This window comes from Kosakonia sp. 1610, from assembly GCF_050435845.1.
GTDB classification, from domain to species: Bacteria; Pseudomonadota; Gammaproteobacteria; order Enterobacterales; family Enterobacteriaceae; genus Kosakonia; species Kosakonia cowanii.
Window position 1 is genome coordinate 206595 of sequence record NZ_JBNDKZ010000002.1, and the last position, 12097, is coordinate 218691.

Here is a 12097-nt window from a genome sequence, read left to right on the forward strand (position 1 = left end):
TTTGTCAGTCGAAAGCAGATCCGATAAAAACCCTGTTATGTGACGCGAATCGCCCTGCTGGCCTTCGACCATTCCGGATTTGCGCAGCGCGGGCAGGCTTTTTTTTCACCTGCCTGCAACGCAGAAATTTTACTACAACGGACGCAAACATAATCACCCGCCTCCGGGACAGTGATAAATCGTTCGCTGCACCCCTCTGGCAGAATACAGAGCCCGGGTTTGACCTCTTCATCAATATAGTAATAGACGCTGAGCTGGCCGTTGGTCTCCATAATCGCCAGCCGCACCTGCCCGAGCTGCTCGACGCCGTTGTTGCGCAGCTCCATAAAGAACTCGAACTCTGTCATATTCTCTTTATGCAGCCTCTCCCACTCCAGTTCTCCCTCTTTAATAATGACGATCGGCTTGCCCTCGAGCAGATCCTCCAGCTTTTCACTGTGTGACATCAGCCACATCACCAGGCGGTAGAGCAGCGCGAGGGTAATAAAGACCACCAGCACCGGCAGCATGGGGACATCATCATAGAAAGCGACGTCACCCGCCGCCGAACCAAGGGTCAAAATAATCAATACTTCAAACAGCGACATCTGCCGTACGCCGCGTCGGCCAGTGATTTTGAGGAACAGAAAAACCAGCACAAAGGTGTAGAGACTGCGCAGGGCCACTTCACCCAGAAATTCGAGGGGAACCTTGTCGAGTGCCATGCGATGCAGGTCAAACGCTTTCATTTTTAATGCCTTAACAGTGAGTTACTCCTGATAAGCATAGCCAGAACTTTTATTTTCGCCGCACCACTAAGGACGATAGCGCCTGCCACGTAAAACCCGTATCATTGCGCGCTTTACGTACGAAAAAAGTGACCGCCATGACTCAAACATTTATCCCCGGTAAAGACGCCGCGCTGGAAGACTCCATCGCCCGCTTTCAGCAGAAACTGACCGATCTCGGTTTCAATATTGAAGAGGCCTCCTGGCTAAACCCTGTGCCAAACGTCTGGTCGGTGCATATCCGCGATAAAGAGTGCGCGCTCTGCTTTACCAATGGTAAAGGCGCCACGAAGAAAGCGGCGCTGGCCTCCGCGCTCGGCGAATATTTCGAACGTCTCTCCACCAACTACTTCTTTGCTGACTTCTGGCTTGGCGACGCCATTGCCCAGGGGCCGTTTGTCCACTATCCGAATGAGAAGTGGTTCCCGCTCCCGGAAGATGACTCGCTGCCGGAAGGCATTCTCGATGCGCGTCTGCGCGCCTACTACGATCCGGAAAATGAGCTGGCTGCCGGTATGCTGATCGATCTGCAATCCGGTAATGAAGAGCGCGGCATCTGCGCCCTGCCCTTTACCCGCCAGTCGGATGAGCAGACGGTCTATATCCCGATGAATATCGTCGGCAACCTCTATGTCTCCAACGGCATGTCGGCGGGCAACACCCGTAACGAAGCGCGCGTGCAGGGGCTGTCTGAAGTTTTCGAACGTCACATTAAAAACCGCATTATCGCCGAGAGCATCAGCCTGCCAGAGATCCCGCAGGAGGTGCTGGCGCGCTATCCAGGCGTGGTCGAAGCGATTGCCAAACTGGAAGCGGAAGGTTTTCCGATCTTTGCCTATGACGGCTCGCTGGGCGGTAACTACCCGGTGATCTGCGTGGTGCTGTTCAACCCGGCGAATGGCACCTGCTTCGCCTCGTTTGGCGCGCACCCGGACTTCGGCGTGGCGCTGGAGCGTACGGTGACGGAACTGCTGCAGGGCCGCGGCCTGAAGGATCTGGATGTCTTTACCCCGCCGACCTTTGATGATGAAGAAGTGGCGGAACACGCTAACCTCGAAACGCACTTTATCGACTCCAGTGGTCTTATCTCCTGGGATCTGTTCAAACAGGATGCCGATTATCCGTTTGTCGACTGGAGCTTTGCCGGCACTACGGAAGAGGAGTTCGCGACGCTGATGAGTATCTTCCAGAAGGAAGATAAAGAGGTTTACATCGCGGATTATGAGCATCTGGGCGTCTACGCCTGCCGTATTCTGGTGCCGGGCATGTCTGATATCTATCCGGCGGAAGATCTGTGGCTGGCGAATAACACCATGGGTACCCACCTGCGCGAAACCATCCTCTCCCTGCCTGGCAGCGAGTGGGATAAAGAGGCTTATCTCGATCTTATCGCCCAACTGGATGATGAAGGTCACGATGACTTTACGCGCGTGCGCGAACTGCTGGGCCTGGCAACGGGCAAAGATAACGGCTGGTATACCCTGCGCATCGGCGAGCTGAAAGCGATGCTGGCGCTGGCGGGCGGCGATCTCGATCAGGCGCTGGCCTGGACCGAGTGGACGATTGAGTTTAACGCCTCGATCTTCAGCCCAGAGCGTGCCAACTACTACCGCTGCCTGCAGACCCTGCTTCTGCTGGCGCAGGAAGAGGAGCGCCAACCGCTGCAATACCTGAACGCTTTTGTGCGCATGTATGGCGCGCAGGCCGTTGAAGCCGCCAGCGCCGCCCTCAGCGGTGAAGCACCGTTTTACGATCTGCAGCCTGCCGACGGCACGCTGCAGGCGTTCCCGGCTCATCAGGCACTGTTAGCCGCTTACGAAAAATTACAACGTGCGAAAGTCGCTTACTGGTCTAAGTAACGATAAATAACACTACAACAGGTAGGCTTATTCGCAAGTCTACGCTATATTACGGGGCAATCTTATTGCCCCTTTTTTATTATATTCTGGTGATGAATCTTAAATGTAATATTTAAGTTAATTGCGAGTAAATATAATTAAATTCGCAGCGCTAGTATTGTTACTTCTAATGGCAATTACTCCATATTAATTAACCGTTAACGGAGGATCACACAAAAAAATTCAACGCTTCTTATAAATTTTAAAATTTATTTTTATTTTGATAATCAACACGTTACCCCGCTTTAGCAGAAAAACCATACGCTTTGCGGTCCTATAAGCCAGGCGAGATATGATCCATATCAAATTGTCTTCTATAATGCTTTGTTAGTATCTCGTCGCCGACTTAATAAAGAGAGAGTTAGTGTGAAAGCTGACAACCCTTTTGATCTTATACTTCCAGCAGAGATGGCCAAAGTGGCCGAAGAAGCTGGTGTCTATAAAGCGACTAAACATCCGCTTAAGACCTTCTACCTGGCGATCACCGCCGGTGTGTTTATCTCCATTGCGTTCGTTTTCTATATAACGGCTACCACCGGTACAGCAACGATGCCTTACGGCATTGCTAAACTTATCGGCGGCATCTGTTTCTCACTTGGGTTGATTCTCTGCATTATCTGCGGCGCTGACCTCTTTACCTCCACGGTGCTGATTGTTGTGGCGAAAGCCAGCGGGCGCATCACGTGGGGGCAACTGGCTCGAAACTGGATCAACGTTTACGTTGGCAACCTGGTAGGTGCGCTGCTCTTCGTCTTATTAATGTGGCTCTCCGGCGAATATATGGTCGCCAACGGTGGCTGGGGCTTAAACGTATTGCAGACCGCCGACCACAAGGTGCACCACACCTTCGTCGAAGCGGTGGCGTTAGGTATCCTCGCGAACCTGATGGTCTGCATGGCGGTATGGATGAGTTACTCCGGCCGCAGCCTGATGGATAAAGCAATGATTATGGTGCTGCCGGTCGCGATGTTTGTCGCCAGCGGTTTTGAGCACAGTATCGCGAACATGTTTATGATCCCGATGGGCATCGTGATTCGCAACTTTGCAAGCCCGGAGTTCTGGACCGCCGTTGGTTCCAGCCCGGAAAGTTTTTCTCACCTGACAGTCATGAACTTTATTACCGATAACCTGATCCCGGTAACAATCGGGAACATCATCGGTGGAGGCTTACTGGTCGGGTTGACATACTGGGTCATTTACCTGCGTGGCAACGATCACCACTAAAGATCGTTTCAGGCAGTAAATAAAAAATCCACTTAAGAAGGTAGGTGTTACATGTCCGAACTTAACGAAAAATTAGCCGCAGCCTGGGAAGGTTTTACTCAAGGTGAATGGCAAAACGCTGTAAACGTACGTGATTTTATCCAGAAAAACTACACTCCGTACGAAGGTGACGAGTCCTTCCTGGCGGGCGCGACTGACGCGACCACCAAGCTGTGGGACAAAGTCATGGAAGGCGTGAAACTGGAAAACCGCACGCATGCGCCAGTTGATTTCGACACCTCCGTTGCTTCCACTATCACCTCTCACGATGCGGGCTACATCAACAAGCAGCTTGAGAAGATCGTTGGTCTGCAGACCGAAGCACCGCTGAAACGCGCGATCATCCCGTTTGGCGGCATCAAAATGGTTGAAGGTTCCTGCAAAGCGTACAACCGCGAACTGGATCCGCAGCTGAAAAAAATCTTCACCGAATACCGTAAAACCCACAACCAGGGCGTATTCGATGTTTACACCAAAGATATCCTGAACTGCCGTAAATCTGGCGTGCTGACCGGTCTGCCGGACGCCTACGGCCGTGGCCGTATCATCGGTGACTACCGTCGCGTTGCGCTGTACGGTATCGACTTCCTGATGAAAGACAAATATGCCCAGTTCCAGTCTCTGCAGTCTGACCTGGAAAACGGCGTAAACCTGGAAGCAACTATCCGTCTGCGCGAAGAGATTGCTGAACAGCACCGCGCGCTGGGTCAGATCAAAGAGATGGCAGCAAAATATGGCTGCGATATCTCCGGTCCGGCAACCACCGCTCAGGAAGCAATTCAGTGGACCTACTTCGGCTACCTGGCCGCGGTTAAGTCTCAGAACGGCGCTGCAATGTCCTTCGGTCGCGTCTCCACATTTCTGGACGTTTACATTGAACGTGACCTGAAAGCAGGCAAAATCACCGAGCAGGACGCACAGGAAATGATTGACCACCTGGTCATGAAACTGCGTATGGTCCGCTTCCTGCGTACACCTGAGTATGATGAACTCTTCTCTGGCGACCCGATTTGGGCAACTGAATCTATCGGTGGTATGGGCGTTGACGGCCGTACGCTGGTTTCCAAAAACAGCTTCCGCTTCCTGAACACCCTCTACACCATGGGGCCGTCTCCGGAGCCGAACATCACCGTTCTGTGGTCTGAAAAACTGCCGCTGAACTTCAAAAAATTCGCTGCTAAAGTCTCCATCGACACCTCTTCTCTGCAGTATGAGAACGATGACCTGATGCGCCCGGACTTCAACAACGATGACTACGCGATTGCCTGCTGCGTAAGCCCGATGGTTGTCGGCAAACAGATGCAGTTCTTCGGTGCCCGTGCAAACCTGGCGAAAACCATGCTGTACGCTATCAACGGCGGCGTGGATGAAAAACTGAAAATGCAGGTAGGTCCGAAATCTGAACCTATCAAAGGCGACCTGCTGAAGTTCGACGAAGTGATGGAACGTATGGATCACTTTATGGACTGGCTGGCTAAACAGTATGTCACCGCCCTGAACGTTATCCACTACATGCACGACAAGTACAGCTACGAAGCCTCTCTGATGGCGCTGCACGATCGTGACGTAGTTCGCACCATGGCTTGCGGTATCGCTGGCCTGTCGGTTGCCGCTGACTCCCTGTCTGCTATCAAATATGCGAAAGTTAAACCGATTCGTGACGAAGACGGTCTGGCTATCGACTTCGAAATCGAAGGCGAATACCCGCAGTTTGGTAACAACGACGCCCGCGTCGATGACATGGCGGTTGACCTGGTAGAACGTTTCATGAAGAAAATTCAGAAACTGACCACCTACCGCAACGCGATCCCGACTCAGTCGGTTCTGACCATCACCTCTAACGTTGTGTATGGTAAGAAAACCGGTAACACCCCGGATGGTCGTCGCGCTGGTGCACCGTTTGGACCGGGTGCTAACCCGATGCACGGCCGTGACCAGAAAGGTGCTGTTGCCTCTCTGACCTCCGTTGCAAAACTGCCGTTTGCCTACGCGAAAGATGGTATCTCTTACACCTTCTCTATCGTGCCGAACGCGCTGGGTAAAGATGATGAAGTGCGTAAAACCAACCTCGCAGGCCTGATGGATGGTTACTTCCACCATGAAGCCTCAATCGAAGGTGGTCAGCACCTCAACGTCAACGTTATGAACCGCGAAATGCTGCTCGACGCGATGGAAAATCCGGAGAAATATCCGCAGCTGACCATCCGCGTTTCCGGTTACGCTGTGCGCTTTAACTCCCTGACTAAAGAGCAGCAGCAGGACGTGATTACCCGTACTTTCACCCAGACCATGTAATGGTATTGGCTGAAAGAAGCTTGTAAAAAGCGTACACTAAAGGCTCCACGTCTGTGGGGCCTTTTTCACAACCAGAGCCTGCTTCGTCAGCCATCTATTAACCGGATGCCTGCCAAAACAGACTTAGTGCAGAAGGAATGAAACTGCACAGACACAGGCCCCGGATGGGCCACATCTGGAGAAAACACCGCAATGTCAGTTATTGGTCGCATACACTCCTTCGAATCCTGCGGTACGGTCGACGGCCCGGGCATCCGCTTTATCACCTTCTTTCAGGGCTGCCTGATGCGCTGCCTCTACTGCCATAACCGTGATACCTGGGATACCCATGGCGGTAAAGAGATCACCGTTGAAGAGCTGATGAAAGACGTGGTGGCCTATCGCCACTTTATGAATGCCTCCGGCGGCGGCGTGACCGCCTCGGGCGGCGAAGCGATTTTGCAGGCGGAGTTCGTCCGTGACTGGTTCCGCGCCTGCAAAAAAGAGGGTATTCATACCTGTCTTGATACCAATGGCTTTGTTCGCCGCTACGATCCGGTGATCGATGAGCTGCTGGAGGTCACCGATCTGGTGATGCTCGATTTGAAACAGATGAATGATGAGATCCACCAGAATCTGGTCGGCGTCTCCAACCATCGCACGCTGGAGTTCGCCCAGTATCTGGCGAAGAAAGGGATTAAGGTCTGGATCCGCTACGTTGTCGTGCCGGGCTGGTCAGATGACGACGACTCCGCACACCGCCTCGGCGAGTTTACCCGTGATATGGGCAACGTCGAAAAAATCGAACTGCTGCCCTACCATGAACTGGGCAAACATAAATGGGTGGCGATGGGCGAAGAGTACAAGCTGGATGGCATTCACCCGCCGAAGAAAGAGACCATGGAGCGCGTGAAAGGGATCCTTGAGCAGTACGGCCATAAAGTGATGTACTGAGCCGCGAAACGTATAAAAAAAAGCCACAACATAGCGTTGTGGCTTTTTTGTCTGCCGGATGAGCCGAAATAATCAGGCGTGTGCGACCGGCGTCGGATGCTGGCCCGCTTTGCGCATCAGCATCACCAGGTAGACCAGCGATACGCCAGCAATCATCACAAACAGCAGGCTGTCAGAGTAGCTCTGCATCAGCATGGAGGTGAGCGTTGGTCCGAGCAGGCTGCCGATGGTATAGCTCAGCAACAGCGCCTGGTTCATTGCCACCAGCTGATGGTGTTCAACTTTTTCACAGGCCCAGGCCATCGCCACCGGGTAGAGCGTAAAACCTGCCGTGCCCAGCACAAACAGCGCCGGTGCCATCGCCGCGTTGCTCAGCATGCCGAAGCAGCCGATGATAACCACAAAAACTTGTACGCGCAGCACCAGTAAGCGACCAAAGCGGTCAGCGATGCGGCCAATCGGCCACTGACCAATAATCCCCGCACTGACCATCAGCGCCATCCAGAAACCAATGCCGGAGTCGCTGACGCCCTGATGCGACAGATAGAGCGGCATCAGGCCATAGAGTGAGCCAAGAATAATCCCGGAGATGATGCAGCCATTAACGCCAAGACGGGCCTGACGCAGGCGCAGCATTGGCCAGATCGAAGAAGCTACCTGCTCTTCGCTGTGCTGATTAACAATGCGCGTAAAGAGCAGCGGCAGCATTGCCGCCAGCACCATACCAGTAACCCACGGCAGCACGCTCATCAATTCAGTTGGCAGTTTGCTGACCATCAATTGACCAAGCACGGTGCCGATATAGTAAACCATCATATAGGCCGCCAGCAGGCGACCGCGGTTGTGAGCGGTGCCGCTGGACATCAGCGCGCTCTCCACCACCACCCAAATCATGGCGCAGCCGACGCCGGCGATAAAACGCCAAATCATCCAGCTCCAGAAACCCACCATCAGCCCTAAGCCGACGCAACCTGCGGCGAAAATCAGCGACGCAATGTAGTAGCTGCGGTTAAAGCCCATCTGGCGGATCAGTCGACCGGTCAGTAGCGTGCCCAGCAGATTGCCGGTGAAATAGGAGGAACCAACCATGCCGACCTGCCAGGTTGGCAGATTTTCATGGGCGAGCCAAAGGGGCACGAGCGTGTTCAGCGTCGCGATAGCCAGGGTCAACAGCATCAGGCCACAGAGCAATAAAAGCACTGGCCGGGTATAGGTGGTCATGGGTTAAAACCGTGAGGAAGTTCAGATTGCGTGCGCATCATGCCACCGGCAAAAACATTGTCAATCCACTGTTTTTCGCCAGAGTGAGCTTTTTATCGACGACGATTTGTAAAACTTATCCTCTTTGCCACTTAGCGTGCACCGTCGCGTTATATCTCTTTGAAAAGAAGCCAGTAATCTATAAACCACGACAATTTTTCAGTTGAAAAAATTCATGAAGATTAATGGTTGAGACGCACGAAAAAGGCAATAAAAAAGCGCCCGCAGGCGCTTTTAAAAACATGCTGTATCGGCAGGATTAACCGATGTACTCCAGCCCGTTCATATAAGGGCGCAGTACTTCCGGCACCTCAATGCGGCCATCGGCCTGCTGGTAGTTTTCCAGCACCGCAACCAGCGTACGCCCCACTGCCAGACCAGAGCCGTTCAGGGTATGCACCAGACGGGTTTTCTTGTCGGACTTGCTGCGGCAGCGTGTCTGCATGCGGCGCGCCTGGAAATCCCAGACGTTGGAGCAGGAGGAGATTTCGCGGTAGGTGCCCTGCGCCGGAACCCACACTTCGAGATCGTAGGTTTTGCAGGCACCAAAGCCCATATCGCCGATGCAGAGCAGCACTTTGCGGTAAGGCAGACCGAGCAGCTGCAACACTTTCTCTGCATGCCCGGTAATCTCTTCCAGCGCCGCCATGGAGTCTTCCGGGCGAACCACCTGAACCAGTTCGACTTTATCGAACTGGTGCATACGGATCAGACCGCGCGTGTCACGACCGTAAGACCCTGCTTCAGAACGGAAGCACGGCGTATGCGCGGTCATTTTGATCGGCAGACTCTCTTCATCGATAATTTCATCGCGCACGAGATTGGTCAGCGGCACTTCCGCAGTCGGGATCAGCGCGTAGTTGCTGCTGTCGGACTCCTCTTCCAGCGGACGGGTATGGAACAGATCGCCGGCGAACTTCGGCAGCTGGCCGGTCCCGTACAGGGTGTCATGGTTGACCAGGTACGGCACATAGTTTTCCGCGTAGCCGTGCTGCTCAGTGTGCAGATCCAGCATGAACTGCGCCAGCGCGCGGTGCATACGGGCGATCTGCCCTTTCATCACCACGAAACGGGAGCCGGTCAGCTTCACCGCAGCGGCAAAATCCAGGCCGCTGTGCATCTCACCGAGGGTGACGTGATCGCGGATCTCGAAATCAAACTGGCGCGGCGTGCCCCAGCGGCTGATTTCAACGTTATCGTTCTCGTCACGGCCAACCGGTACGCTATCATCAGGCAGGTTCGGAATGGTCAGCGCGATATCGCGGATCTCAGCCAGCAGCGTTTCCAGCTCGGCTTTCGCCGCGTCCAGCTCTTCACCCAGCTTGTTCACTTCCAGGCGTAATGGCTCGATATCTTCCCCGCGTGCTTTCGCCTGGCCGATGGATTTCGATCGTGAGTTACGCTCTGCCTGCAGATTTTCAGTGTTGACCTGCAGGACTTTACGACGCTCTTCGAGCGCGCGTAATTTCTCTACGTCCAGCTTAAAGCCCCGGCGTGCCAGTTTTTCAGCGACTGCGTCTGGCTCGGTACGCAGCAGATTGGGATCGAGCATGCTTTTCCTGTGCTTATCGAATTGAAATAAAAGGAACCCGACCGCAGAGTGCGATCGAGGGTATGAGCCGTAACCTTACCGCAACGCCCGCACTAGCGGTAGCGTTTTATAGGGCTTTTATGATCCTGTTCAGCGAGCCAGGCGAGCTTTTCGCCAATCTTGCCTTCAAGACCTCTGTTCGTCGGCTGATAGTAGCGCGTTTCTGCCATTTCCTGCGGGAAATACTCCTCCCCGGCGGCAAAAGCATTGGGCTCATCGTGGGCATAGCGATACTCCTGCCCATAACCCATCTCCTTCATCAGCTTGGTCGGCGCGTTGCGCAGATGCGGCGGCACATCATAATCGGGGCGCTGTCGCGCATCGGCCATCGCAGCTTTGAAAGCTTTATAGACGGCGTTACTTTTCGGCGCGCAAGCCAGGTAGACAATCGCCTGCGCAATGGCGCGTTCGCCTTCGGCCGGGCCAACGCGGGTAAAGCAGTCCCACGCGGAGATAGCAACCTGCATGGCGCGCGGATCGGCATTGCCGACATCTTCGGAGGCGATTGCCAGGCAACGGCGCGCAACATAGAGCGGGTCGCCACCCGCAGAGATAATGCGCGCATACCAGTAGAGCGCGGCATCTGGCGCACTTCCGCGCACCGATTTGTGCAGCGCGGAGATCAGGTCGTAAAAACGGTCGCCTTTATTATCAAAGCGCGCGCTGCGCTCACCAGCAATCTCAGTCAGCAACTCAGGGTTGAGTACGCGCTTGCCGCTCTTATCGAGCTCCGCCATATCCGCCATCATCTCAAGCGTGTTGAGCGCCCGGCGCGCATCACCACCCACCAGTTCGGCAATCGCCAGCCGGGTTTCGTCCGGCAGAACGATATCCTGGCCGCCGTAACCGCGCGCTTTATCTTCCATCGCCTGCGTTAATACCAGTTCAATATCCTCTGTGGTGAGGGATTTGAGCAGGTAAACGCGCGCACGGGAGAGCAGTGCGGAGTTGAGTTCAAACGAAGGGTTTTCGGTGGTCGCGCCGATAAAGGTGATAGTGCCATCTTCGATATGCGGCAGAAAGGCGTCCTGCTGGCTTTTGTTAAAACGGTGGACTTCATCGACAAACAGAATGGTGCGGCGTCCGGCGTTACGGTTCTGGCGGGCGCGCTCTATGGCTTCGCGGATCTCTTTTACGCCTGAGGTGACCGCAGAGATGCGCTCAACATCAGCATCGGCATAGCGCGCAATGACCTCTGCCAGCGTGGTTTTGCCGGTGCCCGGCGGTCCCCACAGAATCATCGAGTGCAGATGACCGGCTTCAATGGCGCGCGGCAGGGGTTTGCCCGGTGCCAGCAGGTGCTGCTGACCAATGTACTGCGCTAAATTTTCTGGCCGCATACGCGCGGCCAGAGGTTGAAACGTGTTCTCGGAAAAATCGAGCGACATGTTACTCATGCACGCCTCTTACTTGCGTTGATCGTCAACCGTTACGCCCTGCGGCGGGGTAAAGGTGAATTTCGATGCATCGACAGCGCCGTTCTGCTGCGCTTTCAGCTGATAGCTGCTGCGCTGGTCATCCTGTTCGATGGCGCTGAACTGATGGATGGTGCCGTCGCGGCCGACATTAATGGTGAACTGTTTCAGGTTACCGTTGCTGCTTTTTGGCGTCAGTTCAAAATCATCGCCCTTCTGCGCAATATTGTACTGCTGCCAGTCGCTGGTCTGGTTACGGGCAATCAGCATAAACGGCGTGTTGCTGGTAGCATCTTTCAGCCAGGTTGCCGTCGCCTGTTCAACAAACGGGTTGTAGAACCACAGCGTTTTGCCGTCGGAAACCAGTACGCTCTCGTCCGGCTGGGTCATATGCCAGTTAAACAGGTTCGGGCGTTTAACCCACAAATCACCCTGGCCTTCCTGTACCGCAGCGCCGCTGCCGTCGGTCACTTTCTGGGTAAAGCTGGCGTGGAAGCTGCTGACTTTATCGAGGCGGCTTTTCAGATCGCTTGCCGCGTCTGCCCAGACATTGCTGACCACTAAGAAGCCCATCAGTGCACAAACCATGGCGATTTTTTTCATTGTCATTCCTCTGATACGTCACTCCCGACGTGGGAGAATCCTTCTGTCACTCTAGAAAGCGAAACGCCAGAG

At 54.2% G+C, this 12097-nt stretch carries 9 protein-coding genes; 4 read left to right on the plus strand and 5 right to left on the minus strand.

The window, feature by feature from the left end:
- Positions 1 to 35 precede the first annotated feature (35 nt).
- Complete coding sequence (locus ABIC80_RS08970) at positions 36 to 728, minus strand: DUF421 domain-containing protein (protein WP_054803088.1); 693 nt, start codon at positions 726 to 728, stop codon at positions 36 to 38.
- A gap of 137 nt (positions 729 to 865) precedes the next feature.
- Here ABIC80_RS08970 and ycaO point away from each other — a divergent pair, with 137 nt between their 5' ends.
- From ycaO to pflA, 4 genes are all read left to right on the plus strand, one after another.
- On the plus strand, positions 866 to 2626 hold the full coding sequence (ycaO, locus tag ABIC80_RS08975; protein WP_076770314.1) for a 30S ribosomal protein S12 methylthiotransferase accessory factor YcaO: 1761 nt from the start codon (positions 866 to 868) through the stop codon (positions 2624 to 2626).
- A 405-nt stretch (positions 2627 to 3031) separates the two neighbouring features.
- Complete coding sequence (gene focA / locus ABIC80_RS08980) at positions 3032 to 3889, plus strand: formate transporter FocA (RefSeq protein WP_270220603.1); 858 nt, start codon at positions 3032 to 3034, stop codon at positions 3887 to 3889.
- Positions 3890 to 3940: 51 nt separating this feature from the next.
- Positions 3941 to 6223: a formate C-acetyltransferase gene (pflB, locus tag ABIC80_RS08985; protein ID WP_023481517.1), complete on the plus strand. Its 2283-nt coding sequence runs from the start codon at positions 3941 to 3943 to the stop codon at positions 6221 to 6223.
- A 192-nt stretch (positions 6224 to 6415) separates the two neighbouring features.
- Complete coding sequence (gene pflA / locus ABIC80_RS08990; protein ID WP_042714174.1) at positions 6416 to 7156, plus strand: pyruvate formate lyase 1-activating protein; 741 nt, start codon at positions 6416 to 6418, stop codon at positions 7154 to 7156.
- A 72-nt stretch (positions 7157 to 7228) separates the two neighbouring features.
- Here the strand turns inward: pflA and ABIC80_RS08995 are convergent, their stop codons facing one another.
- From ABIC80_RS08995 to lolA, 4 genes are all read right to left on the minus strand, one after another.
- On the minus strand, positions 7229 to 8377 hold the full coding sequence (locus tag ABIC80_RS08995; protein WP_429176691.1) for an MFS transporter: 1149 nt from the start codon (positions 8375 to 8377) through the stop codon (positions 7229 to 7231).
- A gap of 298 nt (positions 8378 to 8675) precedes the next feature.
- Positions 8676 to 9968, minus strand: a complete 1293-nt coding sequence (gene serS, locus ABIC80_RS09000; RefSeq protein WP_429176693.1) for a serine--tRNA ligase — start codon at positions 9966 to 9968, stop codon at positions 8676 to 8678.
- 92 nt (positions 9969 to 10060) lie between these two features.
- Complete coding sequence (locus ABIC80_RS09005) at positions 10061 to 11404, minus strand: replication-associated recombination protein A (protein ID WP_054803086.1); 1344 nt, start codon at positions 11402 to 11404, stop codon at positions 10061 to 10063.
- 9 nt (positions 11405 to 11413) lie between these two features.
- Entirely contained in the window at positions 11414 to 12025 is a 612-nt protein-coding gene (lolA, locus tag ABIC80_RS09010; protein ID WP_429176696.1) for an outer membrane lipoprotein chaperone LolA, read from the minus strand.
- Positions 12026 to 12097 lie beyond the last annotated feature (72 nt).

What these genes read in the sequence shown, in the direction of transcription:
- serS (WP_429176693.1), bottom strand. Translation starts at nt 9,968, where the DNA reads ATGCTCGATCCCAATCTGCTGCGTACCGAGCCAGACGCAGTCGCTGAA.
- ABIC80_RS08970 (WP_054803088.1), bottom strand. Translation starts at nt 728, where the DNA reads ATGAAAGCGTTTGACCTGCATCGCATGGCACTCGACAAGGTTCCCCTC.
- ycaO (WP_076770314.1), top strand. Translation starts at nt 866, where the DNA reads ATGACTCAAACATTTATCCCCGGTAAAGACGCCGCGCTGGAAGACTCC.
- pflA (WP_042714174.1), top strand. Translation starts at nt 6,416, where the DNA reads ATGTCAGTTATTGGTCGCATACACTCCTTCGAATCCTGCGGTACGGTC.
- pflB (WP_023481517.1), top strand. Translation starts at nt 3,941, where the DNA reads ATGTCCGAACTTAACGAAAAATTAGCCGCAGCCTGGGAAGGTTTTACT.
- lolA (WP_429176696.1), bottom strand. Translation starts at nt 12,025, where the DNA reads ATGAAAAAAATCGCCATGGTTTGTGCACTGATGGGCTTCTTAGTGGTC.
- ABIC80_RS08995 (WP_429176691.1), bottom strand. Translation starts at nt 8,377, where the DNA reads ATGACCACCTATACCCGGCCAGTGCTTTTATTGCTCTGTGGCCTGATG.
- ABIC80_RS09005 (WP_054803086.1), bottom strand. Translation starts at nt 11,404, where the DNA reads ATGAGTAACATGTCGCTCGATTTTTCCGAGAACACGTTTCAACCTCTG.